The sequence below is a fragment of the Providencia sp. PROV_01 genome, assembly GCF_053098325.1.
Genome location: NZ_JBRFKD010000002.1, coordinates 484,811 through 500,777, shown reverse-complemented (window position 1 = coordinate 500,777; position 15,967 = coordinate 484,811). Strand labels below are relative to the sequence as shown.

Sequence of the window (15,967 nt, the reverse complement as noted above, 5' to 3'; positions counted from 1 at the left end):
AATGTATAATTTTTTTTAATTCATAATGAGACTTAGAGCACGTAATAATGCTTTAAAATTATAAAAAAAGGGTGCAGAATTGCACCCTTGTCACATAATTAGGTTGCTAAATCGTATCAGTGAAGTTGCTGATTTAGCTCATTATTTAACCCTTGAAGATCGGATTCAATAAATACGTAATGTGAGCCACAAAATTCACACTCCATATCAATTTTTCCATCTTTGTGTAAAATATCGATAACATCTTCCTTCGGTAACGTCGCTAATGTACTTTCGCAACGCTCCCTTGAACAAGTACAACGAAACTCGACAGATTGTGGGTCATATAACGTGACATCTTCTTCATGATAAAGACGGTGTAAAACCTCTTTCACATCCAATGAACTCAGCTCTTGGCCTTTAATTGTGGCTGTCAGTTGCACTAAGTGGTCAAAGAACTCATGGCTTGTTTCATTTGCTGCTGGTAAAACTTGCAACAACATGCCACCTGCACTTGGTTTCCCATCTACTTCACCCACACGAATGAATAAACGGGTTGGCAATTGCTCTGACTGGCGAAAATAGGCATCAATGCTTTCTTCAATAGAATCCCCTTCGATCGCCACAATTCCTTGATAACGTTCACCTTGATTCGGTGTGATGGTAATCACCATAAAACCATTACCAATCATCTGCTTCAGAGTGCTACCAGCCACAACAGGGCCATCTACACGTGCAACACCACGCATCTGTTGTAAATTATTACCATTGATAACCGCCAGATTAACCGGCCCATCCCCTTGAATTTGGACAGTAATATCACCATCGAACTTCAACGTTGCCGTCAATAAACTGGTAGCAACAAGTAACTCACCTAACAAACCTTTCACCGCTGTTGGGTAGTCATGGTTTTCTAAAATATGTTCAAAGGTTTCATCAACACTGATCATTTCCCCACGAACGGAATGTTGCTCAAATAAAAAACGGTGGAGTAAGTCTTGGTTTGCCATAATATCTCTCTATTGCTCGGGCTGTTGCTCAGGCCGTCATCAAGACGACTCATGAGAATTTGTTTGTTTAAACTTTAATAGAGTACGCCGTTCTTTCTTATCTGGACGTCGCTCTGGATGTGGCATCGTCAGTGCATTCATCTTACGCGCTTGTGCCATTTTCTCTCGTTGTTCAATACTTTCTACGGTTTCACAGTACAGCAACTGTGCTTCCGGCGCGCCTTTACGCTGGCTACTAATTTGCATGATTTCAACCGTCCGTTCATCATTACCTTGTCGAAGCTTAACGATTCCGTGTAGCTCAACAATCTTCCCGGGCTTAGTTCTTTGCCCATTATAATGAACTTTACCACCTTCAATCATTTCACGGGCGACTGCACGCGTTTTATAAAACCGCGCAGCCCACAGCCATTTATCAAGGCGAACAGGTTCTATAGTGGATTGATTCATGGTGCCTCCTCAACATAAGTCTGAATCAAACTAAGAAGAGGCTCCCTCTATTTTCGGGATGATACTATCGACGATAGGAAGGGGGATTAGCCTCAAAGCATTTATCATAATATTCTGTGATATTACGCAAACGCTTCTTATTATTCAAAACACGTAGCACAATCAACGAACCATTTAACAAAGCACACACTAACAAAAATAGGATAAAAATCGCACTACGTATATACTGAGATACCACTTTTGCATTGGGCTCTTCATGCAACACAATTTGCAATGTGCCATTAGCATCTACTGATAAACTCGTAATGACCCCTTCAATATTGAACGGTGTATTGATTAGAAGATTTGATAACCTTTGCAATTCTTGCCAACGCTGTAATGGCGATAACTCATTAAAAGAAGCTCCCGGTATCGAATCGACTAAAGGCTTATTTTCATCACTAATTAATAAAACACCTCCAGGAGGAGGACTATTAATTTTACGCACTTCTTTCTCTATTTCTGTTTTGATAAAATCATATATGGTGTCTTCCACAATGTTTTCCAAGGCCTCAGCGCTACCCGCACGCAATAAAACATGGGCCCCTTTTAATTTCCCAGTCGACGCTTTCTGTACTAAAGCAGGCCAATCCTCTGTACTTCCTAGATTAGTCAGCGCATTTTTTAATTTTAGGCAATTATCAGAATTATGGCACAGTTGTTCTGTTCCCATAATGATAGCCGAAAAATCAAAGATAATATTCATCCCTGACTTCATAATATCGCGCTGTAATCTTGGATTAACTCCTGCCGAGTTTTTATCTGGATGCAATTGGCTTTTGACGGTATCAAGCAATGATATCGAACGTTCAACAACCTCAGATTGAGGCTCGGTCAGTAAACTTACATCATTCCAATAAATCCCCGAACAATCAAATGGCACAAATTGTGCTTGGTTTTCTTTATTAAAATTCGGTGGGCGATAACACATCCCTTTACCTTGGGCAACTAATGTATCCCCAATTTTGATCTGACGGGAAACGAGGTCCTTAGGGTCCTCAACCTTAATTTTCTCTGTACCACCTAACCAAGCAAAACCCAGTTTTATCGGTAACCCCATCGGTTGATATGCAAATATCAAGGCCATCGTTAATAATGCCCCAACTAACATCAACACATTCTTTTTGAACCGCTTATATGGGTAATAACGTTCTTCTTCATGCAAAGAAAGATACTTACCGAGTCTAACCACCTCACCCGTCGTATAAAAATCAATATTAACGGCTTGGTTTTCTTCGTATTTTAAATAATTCGCCCAATGGCTGGGGTAGTGCAAATCAATACCCGCAATAGAGGTATTTGTGGAATATTTTTTATCAAGCTCGCCATAAAGCTCCCAGCGCTTTGGTTGACCGTGAATACATTGAATATCTTGATATTTTCGAGGAAACATCCTAGAGCGAAAGAGAACAAGTAACCCAATAACAAACGTAATCATTGTAATCACCAACCCCGATTCCTGTAATAACGGGATTGAGACGAGGGTTAAATAACCAAATAAAAAACTTAGGCAAATAATCGCGGCACCAAGCCAACCTGTGGCGTTGTGTAATCGATGCTCTTCTGCCGTCTCTTTACGAACTTTCAATCGTTCAATACTATGTTGACCACGTTCTTGTATAGCCGCATCAGGCCATGTTGAATCGAGTGGTACGCCTGTTTGCCATTCACTACTGAAATCTTTCAGCGAATGGCTATTCATTGAAATAATCAATGGTAAGTGGTCTGTTTCTACTATATCCATGACATTTTGGCGTTGCAAAAACGGTTCAAGCTGTGAAGGGAGCTGAACTTCAATGGTATCAATAAAATAACGCCAGCTATTTCCCTGCTCTTGGCGCAAATTAAAACGCGTTAATGAATGGCAAATTGTTGCTATTGTTGAATTTTTTTTGATTTGCCATGGATGTTGAGAAGAATTTATTGATACAGCAGAGCAATAATTTAAATACTGAGAGATGGTTTGGTAATCTGAATCAATCATTTTTCTAAATGATGGTGACGCTACAGAGGGTATTTGATAGACGCCAGAACGCCGCCCCCGCCTAAAATATAGGAAGGAAGCCATTATAGTCAGGCTAATAACAATTATAGCCGTTATAATGACATGGTTCAGCATTGTTTCCCCAATGAAAAATGAATAAGAAAAGCATATCAACCATCAGGCTTTCTAAAAATAAGCCAATTCCTATTCTATTTAGGATTTTTATTTTAAATTACAACATCTTGTAAAAAATTTTTTTATTTATTCATCCGTGCTATTTTTGAACGACGATTATACTAACAGCATTTTATCGACTCGATAATATCTATCATTTTATTTTGATATAGGTCATAGTTGTACGGTGATTTCAAAATACGGGCAGTACTAAGTACAACGCGTCTCGTAAATCAATGAAATATGCTTTTAGCAATAGATTTCACTCATCCTGTTCGGAAATCGTTATGACAGAGTTAAAAAAACCAAAAATCTTGAATATTCAAGATGTTGCTCAATCAAAATTATTCAGCATTCAATCAGTTGACCTCGAATTTAGTAATGGCGAAAAACGAGTCTATGAAAGAATGCGGCCCGCAAAACGTGAAGCGGTTCTTATTGTTCCTATCATGGGTGATAACCTCATCCTCATTCGCGAATACGCTGTCGGAATTGAAAGCTATGAATTAGGCTTTCCCAAAGGTGCTATCGACCCCGGTGAAATCGCCATTGAAGCAGCCCAACGTGAACTCAAAGAAGAAATAGGTTATGGCGCTAATCACATTGTTCAGCTCGCCAAACTTACGATGTCACCATCATACTTCTCAAGTAAAATGAACATTCTTATCGCTCAAGACTTATACAGCGAAAAACTCGAAGGAGATGAGCCAGAACCACTACAACAAGAGCTATGGCCAATATCTCGAATGATGGAATTACTGGAACACCCTGATTTCAACGAAGCTCGGAATATTAGCGCACTTTTCTATCTAGAACGTTACTTAAAAAGTAGTAAGTAAAAACACTTATTATTGTATCAGCTGTATGTGATTTCCATAACCAATTATTAATATTGGCACATAATCGCCTGATATATTAAATGTCTCTATAGAAAACACCCCATGTTTTAAATCAACAATGGGGTGCTAATTGAGAGAGTTTAGCCAACAATAATTTTAAAATAGCTCTTGGCTAACCCCACCTTCCGTAGAAATTGTCGTGCCTACCTCTTGTACAGCATGTTCTTTCGGTTCCGTTCCTTCAATAAAATACTCACGACGGGAAGAACCTAACTTACCTGTCCGGCTATCAATGGATACAGAAATAACCCCTTTTGGCGGCTTCATTGTTTTCACAGGTACTCCATCCAAAATAGACTTCATAAAGTCGTCCCACATTGGCTGTGCGCTTTTAGCACCCGCTTCACCACGACCTAGTGTACGCCTATTGTCATCAAAACCTATCCATGCTGAAGCCACAACATCTGGACCATAGCCAGAGAACCAAGCATCTTTCGAGCTATTCGTTGTTCCTGTTTTCCCACCAATATCACGCCGACCACCTAAGTCTCTCGCTGCACGCCAACCCGTACCAGACCAACCAGGCTCACCATAGATATTAGTCATCATCGCATCCCTAATTAAGAATGCGAGTGGGGTATTAATCACATGAGGCGCATATTGGTCACCGGAGTTCCCGCCTAGGTTAGATGCCGTTGTTAATTCCATTGTTGGCTCTTGTATGACGGCATCATCCCCCGATTGTGTAACTTCTTCGGTAGATTCATCATCAATACCTTTGCTCGCAATAGTGCGTTCAGTATCCCCATAGATCACCGGAATATCCGTACAATCCGGGCATGCTATTTTAGGATTAGCTTCGAAAATAACCTCATCATTATGATTTTCGATCTTCGAAATGTAGTATGGGTCAATCAAATACCCACCATTAACCATGACGGCATATCCACGAACCATTTGCATTGGTGTAAATGATGGCGCACCTAGCGCTAACGCCTCTGTACGGTTAATATTTTCCGCTGGGAAACCAAAGCGAGTCAAATAATCAGCGGCATAGTCCACACCCATGGCTCTCATTGCGCGAACCATCACAACGTTTTTTGATTGACCTAAACCTTGACGTAAACGAATAGGTCCATCATATCGAGGCGGTGAATTCTTAGGACGCCAATCAGAACCAGCGCCCGCATCCCAACGGCTAATCGGCACATCATTAAGTAATGATGATAATGTCAGGCCTTTATCCATCGCAGCGGTATACAAGAAAGGTTTAATATTCGAACCAACTTGGCGTAATGATTGGGTAACCCGGTTAAACTCACTCATATTGAAGTCAAACCCACCAACAAGCGCAATAATTGCACCGTCATTCGGATTCAAAGCAACAAAGGCAGCATTTACATCAGGCACTTGCCCTAACCACCAGTTATCTTTAACTTTTCGAACCCAAATTTGTTCACCCACTTGCATCACTGCATTTACGGCTCTTGGCGCGGCACCTTGCTGAGTATCTGAAATAAATTTACGCGCCCAACGCACTCCGGTCATTGTAATGGGGATTTGCGAACCATCAGCTAACATCACTTGTGCTTCTGAAGCCGTTGCAGATGTCACGACAGCTGGCATTAACGGCCCATAGACAGGCATTTTTTTCAATTTTTCGACAATCTGCTCTGCTGTCCAAGCCGTTTCATTCTGTTTCCATAAAACCTCGGCAGGACCGCGATAACCATGGCGAGTATCGTAGTCGATCAAATTATTACGAACTGCAGTTGTTGCTGCTTCCTGATCTTTGCGGATCACCGTAGTGTAAACTTTATACCCATCGGTATAGGCATCTTCACCATATTTATCAAACAAGGTTTGACGTGCCATTTCGGCTAAATACGGCGCAGAAAAATCGATTTTCGGCGCATGATACGAAGCAACTATTTTTTCATTTTTTGCTTGTTCATATTGGTCTTGAGTAATGTATTTTTCCTCAAACATACGAGAAAGAACCACATTACGACGATTTACTGCACGGTCATAAGAATACAGCGGGTTAAATGTAGAAGGTGCTTTTGGCAAACCCGCAATCATCGCGATTTCACTAAGCGTCAACTCATCCACTGTCTTACCAAAATAAACGTATGCAGCCGCCCCGACGCCATAAGCACGGTTACCTAAATAAATTTTATTCAGGTACAGCTCCATAATTTCATCTTTAGTAAAAATCTGCTCAATGCGAATAGCCAAAAAAGCCTCTTTAACTTTACGCATCAAGGTTTTTTCAGGACTTAAATAAAAGTTTCTCGCGAGCTGCTGAGTAATCGTACTGGCCCCCTGAGAAGCATGACCAGATGATGCCATGACAGTAATAGCACGAAAAATACCAATCGGGTCAATCCCGTGGTGATCATAAAAACGGCTATCTTCAGTTGCAATAAATGCTTTTATCATTAAAGGAGGAATTTCTGCCAGCGGTAAAGGAATACGACGTTTTTCCCCATATTGGGCAATCAATTCGTTATCCGCACTGTATACCTGCATTGGAACTTGCAGACGAATGTCTTTCATTGTTGCGACATCGGGTAACTCACCTTCGACATATTTATACATGCCATAAATCGAGGCGGTTCCCAAAAAAATGCAACAGAAAACAAGAATAAAAAAATATTTTACGAACTTCACCGGAAAATTCCCATGCTCGGCTAACAAGAGGGTTTAGATATCACTAACACACAGTATAAAGCTTATACAGCACAATAGAAAACGTAATTTATTTGTTAATGATAAGGAAATTAACTATGTATACATCAAAATGGAACATTGGGATCGACCTATATCGAGATAGAATACAGTTAGTCGCTGCAAAGCGGCGCAGACAATACTGGCATTTATGTGAATGTTGGCAGCAACAATTACCATTCGAATTAACGGATAATTCTAGCCATGAGCAACATAAAATTTTACTGGATATTTTATTACAATGGCGTCAGAAATTACCTAAAAAGTGTTCAGTATCCTTCGCATTACCTGCCGTTCGTACAATAAAACAACAAATTTCATTACCCAGTGAAATCAAATTGCCACAACCGGAATTAGGGTGGTACTTACAATCTCAAGCTGAAAAGCGTTTTTCTATGCACGCCCAAGAGCTGGCTATCGACTATCGCGTCATCAAACAACAAGTTTATTTTAATGGGGCTCGCCAGTCAGATATTACCTTTTGGCAAAATCTATTTACAGAAAGCGGATTTAACCTACTTGCTATTGATGTCGCCCCCATAGCTTTACGTTATGTGGCAAGAAATGCGGGTTTACCCGATGAATGTTGGGTTATTCATTACCGACAAGGTGAATGGCTTTGGTCAGGGCCAGTTAGCCAGCCAGCTAATTATAACCATTTACAAGATACTGATATACAAACACTTTATCACTTACTCCCTTTTCTCGAACAAGAAGATACTTCACCCACTTTACCTATCTACCTAATTACAGACCATCAACATATTCATCGTACTGCTGAGATAGCTCATTACTGGGAATTACGTCAAGCTTTTCAACAGCATAATATTAAATTACCGCAATTACTGGGGGATTTTGTGATTGCTACTGGCCTTGCTTTGCGTCATGGAGATATTTAACTGATGGAACTATACCAAGTTAATTTTCTCCCTTGGCGCCAACAGCAAATAAAAAAGAAGATACGAGAGTTTTTACTCTTTTGCTTTGTAGTTTGCTGTTCAGTAATTATAGCTTGTGTTTTTTTATTTTTATTTCAACAAATTGAAATAGATGACCTAAAAAATAGAAAGCATAATAGCCAACTGCAATACGAACAGATACAGCAATTAACATTGCAAATCACTGCTCAACAAACACAGATCAATAGTTTGATGAACAAAAAAAGACAGATAGATAGCATCATGGAAAATAACCAATTTTTACTTAGGCTATTACAAAATCTTTCAACTATAACCCCACCAAAAAGTTGGCTCACAAATCTACAGTTAATGGATAACAAAATAGAGATCAAAGCTAACAGTTATGATTTTCAAGATATCAATTCACTCGGCTTACAGCTTAAAAAACACCCTGGTTTGAGCGATATTCAATTGAAAAAAATCAGCCGAATGAATCAATTAAATCGTTTACACCTAACTGCTAAATACCAAGGGGAGCTCGATGAGTGAATCTACACATTCTTTTTGGTATCGCCCTTTTTGGCAACAAACGCTACCGGTTTGCTTCTTCATGGCTCTTTGTATCACTGCTGGATATTTTTTATACTGGAAAGAAAACCAAAATCAGATCATGGGATTAGCCACTGAGAACCTGAGTTTAACTGAAACAATTGCAAAAGAAACGAAAACTCTCCACCGCTCACCTTCATTGCAACAGCTAGAAAAGCAGGCTCAATTGTTAAAACAATCAGTTGATATTAACGAAGCCCCTCTTGAATTACTTACACAGTTAAATACTTTACTTTCTCGTTCTTCAGTCACACTTAATCAATTGCAACCCACAGATATCAATACCTATTTTATGGAGTTCCAAGGCAATTTTGCTGCTATTTATTACGTTATAGAGCAACTTCTTACTCTTCCTCAAACTCAGAGATGGCATTTTCATGACATAAAAATAAATTTAAAACAAGGAGTTATTGTTACCACCATCTCATTTTCTTTTTTCAACAACACTCTTGCTATCAAGGATGATAACCATAATGAATAGCTCACTAACTAACATTCACATGATAATTATTGGAGGACTCCTCTTTTTATCTTCATTTTTAGTCTCTGCCGAAGAAATTAGAGATCCCTTTGCACCACTTACCCCACCTTTAGTAATAGAAAATCAGCCCACTTCGGAGATTACAATAGCGCCGATAGCGCCAAGTAAAACACCACAAGCCGAAAAAATATTTAAATTAGTCTCAATCAATGTTCAAGAGGTTCGTCTCCTATTAGAACACCCTGATACGTCGTTATTATCAAAAAATGCATCTATCCATCACGATATCACGACAAACAGCCTCATTATTAAAGATGATCCAGACCGATTAGCACTGATTGATGAATGGATAAAACATAAAGATATGCCAAATAAACAAGTGCAAATCACCGCACATATCATTAGTAGCAGCCGAACTGCATTACAAGAATTGGGTTTAGAATGGGGAATGATGGCAGGGGGAAACCTGAGCGCTAATCATTTACATCGTTACAACCGTTACTCTTCAATATCCGGGCAATTTTCCTTCAATGTTCTTAGCCTTGGAGAGGGTTTACTTGAAATGAAACTTAAAGCATTAGAAAAAGAAAATTTGCTTTCTATTATTGCGAGTCCTCGTTTAGTTGCTTCACACCAACAACCCGCAAGTATTCAGCAAGGTACTGAGATCCCCTACGTCACCAGTAATGAAAAGAAAACGCACGTACAATTTAAAGATGCTGTACTCGGAATGGATGTCACTCCCGCTATTGTGCGTGATGAAAAAGTTGAGTTAAATCTAAAAATTAGTCATAACTCGCCTGATACTGCACTCACTAGCAGTCAACATCATCACTTGGCCATCAATAAGCAAGAAATCGCAACGACCGTCACTATCAAAAATAATGAAACCCTTATCCTTGGGGGAATTTTTCAGCAAAAACAAGAAAAAACAGAGACGGGGTTACCTTTTTTATCTCACATTCCTTTTCTAGGTACATTATTCACAAATACGGCAGAGCATATAGATAAACGTGTCCTTATCGTTTTTATAACACCAAAACTTATCAATATTTAATATAGAAAAAATAACGCATATACTTCAAATAGTTGAATAAGCAATAAGTCAAAGATGACAAAAAAAAATATTTTTTATGCCATAAACCTACCGGATAAATTTGACGCTGACGTCGTTTTAGCATACAAGGTTATCCATTGAGTGTTCTAACTATCCGTAGATTAAAGAACAAGCTGTCAGTCGCTTATAAAACAGCCACAATTAATGTTGCTCTACACTTAACAGAAATAACTTGCTGATACCAATAGCTAAAAACTGTTAAAAACCATGATAAACAAGGTATTAGACAACATAGACGGCTCAAATATAGAAACCTGCAATTTTAAATATGGCACTTTGCTTGCTTAGTGCCATATTTATATAGTTGCAATTCAGGTTGATGTATTGAGATAATTTTCTTATCTGATCTCACATCATCACTTATGAGGTTTCAGTTTAGGTCCCGCCGCTAATCTGATTGGCGGGGCGGGTAATCATTAACGAATAATCGTAGTAATACCAAAAAACATGGCAGAGAAACGCAATATCTTTCTGGTTGGACCAATGGGTGCTGGCAAAAGTACTATTGGCCGTCAGTTGGCTCAACAGCTTAATATGGAGTTTTTCGACTCTGATCACGAGATAGAAAAACGCACTGGCGCAGATGTAGGCTGGGTATTCGACCTTGAAGGTGAAGAAGGCTTTCGCGATCGCGAAGAAAAAATCATCAATGAGCTTACAGAGAAACAAGGCATTGTTTTAGCAACAGGCGGTGGCTCTGTTAAGTCCAAAGAGACCCGTAATCGCTTATCCGCTCGCGGTGTCGTTGTTTATCTTGAGACCACAATTGAGAAACAATTATCTCGTACACAGCGTGACAAAAAACGTCCACTACTACAAGTTGACGAACCTGCACGTGAAGTTCTTGAGAAACTGGCTGACGAACGTAATCCGATGTATGAAGAAATTGCTGATATTACCATTCATACTGATGAACAAAGCGCTAAAGTTGTTGCCAGCCAAATCATTGAACTATTAGAAAAAAACTAATTATTCATGGTGTTATTTTCAAAAATGAACTTAAGGTAAAGCAAGATGGAAAAAGTCACCGTCACTCTAGACGAACGTAGTTATCCAATCAATATTGCACCCGGCTTATATCAACAAACGGATGCATTTTGGCCATTAACTGCAGGTCAACGAGCAATGGTCGTGACAAATGAAACTCTTGCCCCTATTTATCTTGATAAGATAAAGCATGTTCTTGAATCTTCAGGTGTAAAAGTTGATACCATCATTCTACCGGATGGCGAACAATACAAATCATTATTCATTATGAATGATGTATTTACCGCATTACTTGAAAAACACCATAACCGTGACACCACCCTCATCGCTCTTGGTGGGGGCGTCATTGGCGACTTAACCGGTTTCGCAGCAGCAAGTTATCAGCGTGGAGTGCGTTTTATTCAAGTTCCTACGACCTTATTATCTCAAGTGGACTCTTCTGTCGGTGGTAAAACTGCCGTCAATCATCCATTAGGGAAAAATATGATCGGTGCATTTTATCAACCCGCTTCTGTCGTGATTGATCTCAACTGTTTAAAAACACTTCCCCCAAGAGAACTCGCCTCTGGTTTAGCTGAGGTCATTAAATATGGCATTATCCTCGATAGTGAGTTTTTTAGCTGGCTAGAAGATAATATCGATGCTCTCGTCGCTCTTGATGACCAAGCGATGGCTTACTGTATTCGCCGTTGTTGTGAATTAAAAGCACAAGTCGTTGCGGCAGACGAAAAAGAAACTAGTGGGTTACGTGCACTATTGAACTTAGGCCATACTTTTGGCCATGCTATCGAGGCGCATATGGGCTATGGCGTCTGGTTACATGGTGAAGCTGTCGCGGCTGGCATGGTTATGGCAGCAAAAACAGCTGAGCTACTTGGCCAATTTACTCCTGAACAAACACAGCGGGTGGTCACTCTTCTAGAACGTGCATCACTTCCCGTCACAGGCCCGTCACAAATGAAGCCCGATGATTATCTCCCACATATGATGCGAGATAAAAAAGTGATGGGTGGAAAACTACATTTAATTTTGCCTACCACTATCGGCCATTCGGAAATGCGTTCAGATGTTGATACGCAGACTGTCATTGCGGCAATATCATCCTGTATGTCATAAAACGAAGAAAAACCCGAATTTTTACTGACGTTTTAAAATGTTACTGGTAGATGTTCGCTAAAGTCGTTAAATTATACGGTATGCCTACGCCTATATACGAAACTCTGAAAAAGCGTATTATCAATACCACTTTGGCTAGCGTGGTATTACGAAAGGATATATGCTTTAAAATAAGCAGCGATGCCCTGCTTGGTCGTTAAGAGGTTGTACTGATAAGAGACATTTTATCTCTACTATAGGCAAATTTTATTCGGGAGAGGAAAATGGACGAATTTAAACCAGATAACCAGCCTCAAGGTCAAAATGATCTTAGGCCAGATACATCAGATAGACCGACAGGGCGCTCACGCCAATCATCATCTACTGCAAAACCTAAAATTGCACTCTCACGCCAACATATTATGATTGGTGTAGGTGTTCTGGTTCTATTGCTGCTCATTATTGCTATCAGCTCAGCTTTAAAGGCCCCTACAGAGCATGAAAAGCAACAAACAACGGGTGCAAATAATTCACAGAATATCGACTTATCGGGCTCCTCATCGTTGACAAATTCACAAGGTCAAACGTTATCAGGGCAACCGCAAGAAATTACCGGTTCACAAATCACACCGACACCAACCCAAGGAGAGCCTCAAACTCAACCAAATGGTCTGGGTGAGCGTATCGAAATACCTGGTGATGTCGTTGATGCCTTAAATCAAGGCCAAGTTTCTGTACCAAATACTAACCAACCACAAAATACGACACAGTTAACACCACCAACCGTTAAACCTGTCGAACAGCAACCCGTGGTAAAACCAGTCACACCAGAAAAAACACCTGCAAAACCCGTTGAGCAAAAACATCCTGTGCAGACTAAACAGCCAGCGAAACCCGCATCAACAGCAAGTAGCCAAGGTAGTAATATCATGTCTGCGCCAGCCGGTAGCTATACATTACAACTCAGCAGCGCAAGCCGCTCTGATACATTGGAAGCTTTTGCAAAAGAAAACAAACTGGCCAATTACAAAGTCTATAAAACTATACGTAATGGGCAAACCTGGTATGTTCTTATTCACGGAAATTATAGTTCAGTGACCGACGCAAAAAATGCAATAGGAACCTTACCTGCTGCAGTGCAAGCGAAAAAACCGTGGGTTAGAAATATGAAACAAGTCAAACAGGATCAAAAATAACAACGTTTTTCCCCGGGCGCATTATGTTGTCCTGACAGAGTATAGATTTAGTACTCTAAACGATTGTAATAATAAAGACGGCATGAAAAAAAAACGCGCTTTTTTAAAATGGGCTGGGGGCAAATACCCCCTTGTGGAAGAAATCAAAAAACACCTTCCACAAGGTGATTGCTTAATTGAGCCTTTTGTTGGTGCTGGGTCAGTGTTTTTAAACACCAGTTATGATTCCTACATACTGGCAGATATCAACAGTGACCTCATCAACCTCTATAATACAGTTAAAGACCGTGCTGATTCTTTTATCGAAGAAGCCCAGCAAATCTTCACACCTGAATATAATACTTCCGAACAATATTATTTAATGCGTGAAGCCTTTAACCAATCGACCGATACTGAGAAACGCAGTGTCCTTTTTTTATACTTAAACCGCCACTGCTATAATGGGTTATGCCGTTATAATTCTCGTGGTGAATTTAATGTTCCTTTCGGCCGCTATAAAAAGCCCTATTTTCCTAAAGAAGAATTACTGTGGTTTGCTGAAAAATCACAAAATGCGATGTTTATGACTCAGCATTATGGTGAAACTTTGCTCAACGCAAAAGAGGGATCTGTTGTCTACTGTGACCCACCCTATGCACCTTTATCAGATACCGCTAATTTCACCGCGTATCATACGAATTCATTTAATTCGCTTGAACAACAAAACTTAGCGATTTTGGCACAAAAGTTATCAACAGAAAGCAAAATCCCTGTCTTGATCTCAAATCATGATACCCCGATGACGAGAGAGTGGTATCATCAAGCCCAATTACATATTGTAAAAGTACGTCGCACTATCAGTAGAAATATATTGAACCGGACAAAAGTCAATGAGTTACTGGCATTATATCCGGGTATACCAAATAGCCTTTCTCCTAGAAAAATAGATAAGAAAAAAACACAGCGCCTTGTACCTAGCGATGAATGGCTCTCAGATAACGATTAATAATCGGAGACAATAATGAAAAACTTTCTCATTGCCCCATCTATTTTATCTGCTGACTTTGCCCGTTTAGGCGAAGATACTGCCAATGTTCTTGCAGCTGGTGCCGATATCGTGCATTTTGATGTTATGGACAACCATTATGTACCAAACTTAACGTTTGGGGCGCCTATATGTAAAGCACTGCGAGACTACGGAATAACCGCACCTATTGATGTCCATTTAATGGTGAAACCCGTTGACCGCATTATCCCTGACTTTGCTAAAGCGGGTGCAACCCATATTAGCTTCCACCCTGAAGCCAGTGAACACGTTGACCGCTCACTGCAGTTAATTCGCGAGCATGGCTGTACCGCAGGGCTAGTATTTAACCCAGCAACCCCACTTAGCTACCTTGATTATGTGATGGATAAAGTCGATATGATCCTGCTCATGTCTGTCAACCCCGGCTTTGGTGGACAATCCTTTATCCCACAAACACTCAATAAATTGCGCCAAGTCCGTAAATTAATTGATGAGAGTGGTTATGATATTCGTTTGGAAGTCGATGGCGGTGTCAAGGTGAATAATATCGCAGAGATTGCAGCAGCAGGTGCCGACACCTTCGTTGCAGGTTCTGCTATTTTCGACCAACCCGACTATAAAACTGTTATCGACGCGATGCGTAACGAATTACAAAAGGTATCTCAATGACTCAAGTCGTATTAGAGAATATCAAAGCGATAGCTTTCGATTTAGACGGCACTCTCGTAGATAGCGCCAGCGGCTTAGCTGACGCTATCGACAATATGCTCAACGAATTAAATTTCCCTCCCGCAGGTAAAGAACGCGTTTCTATTTGGGTCGGCAATGGGGTTGATATATTAGTTGAGCGAGCGCTTTCTTGGGCAGGAGCCGAAATCACGCCCGAGCTACAAAAAAGAGCGCGAGCCAGTTTTGATAAATTCTATGCAACATCTGTCACAACAGGCAGCCAACTGTTCCCTGAAGTAAAAGACACTTTAGAGCAATTAGCGAAACATGGCCTGCCTATGGGAATTGTAACGAATAAAGCAACCCCATTTATTGCGCCATTATTGAATAAGTTAGGCATTGAACACTACTTTTCTCTAGTATTGGGTAGCGATGATGTCAAAGCTTTAAAACCGCATCCAGCTCCTCTCTACTTAACGATGGGAACATTCGGTTTACGTAAAGAAGAATTGCTTTTTGTCGGCGATTCTCGTAATGATATTATTGCAGCGAAAAGCGCTGAATGCCCGTGTGTCGGTCTGACCTACGGTTATAACTATGGTGAATCTATTGCACTGAGTGAACCGAACTGTGTATTAACACATTTTTCTGATTTATTACCTGCAATTGGGTTATCTGAAATAAAATAAGCAAGGACATAACT

General features: G+C 40.2%; 15 protein-coding genes. 11 read left to right on the top strand and 4 right to left on the bottom strand.

The annotated features are described in order from the left end of the window. Positions 1-116: 116 nt before the first annotated feature. The 3 genes from hslO to ACU696_RS03040 all read right to left on the bottom strand — a co-directional run bounded on the left by hslO (position 117) and on the right by ACU696_RS03040 (position 3,597). Positions 117-989 (bottom strand): Hsp33 family molecular chaperone HslO, encoded by an 873-nt coding sequence (gene hslO / locus ACU696_RS03050; RefSeq protein ID WP_115166327.1) that lies wholly within the window; start codon positions 987-989, stop codon positions 117-119. A 39-nt stretch (positions 990-1,028) separates the two neighbouring features. Next, positions 1,029-1,439 carry a ribosome-associated heat shock protein Hsp15 gene (hslR, locus tag ACU696_RS03045; protein WP_004906574.1) on the bottom strand — a complete coding sequence of 137 codons (411 nt, stop codon included), beginning with the start codon at positions 1,437-1,439 and terminating at the stop codon, positions 1,029-1,031. Between the two features lie 64 nt (positions 1,440-1,503). Continuing rightward, positions 1,504-3,597: an IgaA/UmoB family intracellular growth attenuator gene (locus ACU696_RS03040; protein ID WP_198641956.1), complete on the bottom strand. Its 2,094-nt coding sequence runs from the start codon at positions 3,595-3,597 to the stop codon at positions 1,504-1,506. A 326-nt stretch (positions 3,598-3,923) separates the two neighbouring features. Here ACU696_RS03040 and nudE point away from each other — a divergent pair, with 326 nt between their 5' ends. Next, positions 3,924-4,475, top strand: a complete 552-nt coding sequence (gene nudE, locus ACU696_RS03035) for an ADP compounds hydrolase NudE (RefSeq protein WP_004906579.1) — start codon at positions 3,924-3,926, stop codon at positions 4,473-4,475. A 156-nt stretch (positions 4,476-4,631) separates the two neighbouring features. Here the strand turns inward: nudE and mrcA are convergent, their stop codons facing one another. Further along, on the bottom strand, positions 4,632-7,148 hold the full coding sequence (gene mrcA / locus ACU696_RS03030; protein WP_209102295.1) for a peptidoglycan glycosyltransferase/peptidoglycan DD-transpeptidase MrcA: 2,517 nt from the start codon (positions 7,146-7,148) through the stop codon (positions 4,632-4,634). 116 nt (positions 7,149-7,264) lie between these two features. On the opposite strand from mrcA, the gene ACU696_RS03025 reads away from it, so the two are divergent. From ACU696_RS03025 to ACU696_RS02980, 10 genes are all read left to right on the top strand, one after another. Next, positions 7,265-8,104: a pilus assembly protein HofM gene (locus ACU696_RS03025; protein WP_115166325.1), complete on the top strand. Its 840-nt coding sequence runs from the start codon at positions 7,265-7,267 to the stop codon at positions 8,102-8,104. A 3-nt stretch (positions 8,105-8,107) separates the two neighbouring features. After that, positions 8,108-8,653, top strand: coding sequence for a PilN domain-containing protein (locus ACU696_RS03020; protein ID WP_115166324.1), 546 nt, complete (start codon positions 8,108-8,110; stop codon positions 8,651-8,653). After that, on the top strand, positions 8,646-9,194 hold the full coding sequence (locus ACU696_RS03015) for a hypothetical protein (RefSeq protein ID WP_209102293.1): 549 nt from the start codon (positions 8,646-8,648) through the stop codon (positions 9,192-9,194). The genes ACU696_RS03020 and ACU696_RS03015 overlap by 8 nt, the downstream gene beginning before the upstream one ends. Then, the gene (locus ACU696_RS03010) at positions 9,187-10,251 is read left to right on the top strand and encodes a transporter (protein ID WP_227024235.1); all 1,065 of its coding nucleotides are present in this window, start codon (positions 9,187-9,189) and stop codon (positions 10,249-10,251) included. The genes ACU696_RS03015 and ACU696_RS03010 overlap by 8 nt, the downstream gene beginning before the upstream one ends. Positions 10,252-10,758: 507 nt before the next feature. Further along, the gene (aroK, locus tag ACU696_RS03005) at positions 10,759-11,280 is read left to right on the top strand and encodes a shikimate kinase AroK (RefSeq protein ID WP_004906592.1); all 522 of its coding nucleotides are present in this window, start codon (positions 10,759-10,761) and stop codon (positions 11,278-11,280) included. Positions 11,281-11,325: 45 nt separating this feature from the next. Beyond that, positions 11,326-12,414, top strand: coding sequence for a 3-dehydroquinate synthase (gene aroB / locus ACU696_RS03000; RefSeq protein ID WP_004906595.1), 1,089 nt, complete (start codon positions 11,326-11,328; stop codon positions 12,412-12,414). Between the two features lie 263 nt (positions 12,415-12,677). Further along, positions 12,678-13,589 (top strand): SPOR domain-containing protein, encoded by a 912-nt coding sequence (locus ACU696_RS02995; protein WP_004906598.1) that lies wholly within the window; start codon positions 12,678-12,680, stop codon positions 13,587-13,589. A gap of 82 nt (positions 13,590-13,671) precedes the next feature. Next, the gene (dam, locus tag ACU696_RS02990; RefSeq protein WP_004906600.1) at positions 13,672-14,574 is read left to right on the top strand and encodes an adenine-specific DNA-methyltransferase; all 903 of its coding nucleotides are present in this window, start codon (positions 13,672-13,674) and stop codon (positions 14,572-14,574) included. Between the two features lie 15 nt (positions 14,575-14,589). Beyond that, positions 14,590-15,264, top strand: a complete 675-nt coding sequence (gene rpe / locus ACU696_RS02985; protein WP_004263207.1) for a ribulose-phosphate 3-epimerase — start codon at positions 14,590-14,592, stop codon at positions 15,262-15,264. Beyond that, the gene (locus ACU696_RS02980; protein ID WP_115166321.1) at positions 15,261-15,953 is read left to right on the top strand and encodes a phosphoglycolate phosphatase; all 693 of its coding nucleotides are present in this window, start codon (positions 15,261-15,263) and stop codon (positions 15,951-15,953) included. The genes rpe and ACU696_RS02980 overlap by 4 nt, the downstream gene beginning before the upstream one ends. Positions 15,954-15,967 lie beyond the last annotated feature (14 nt).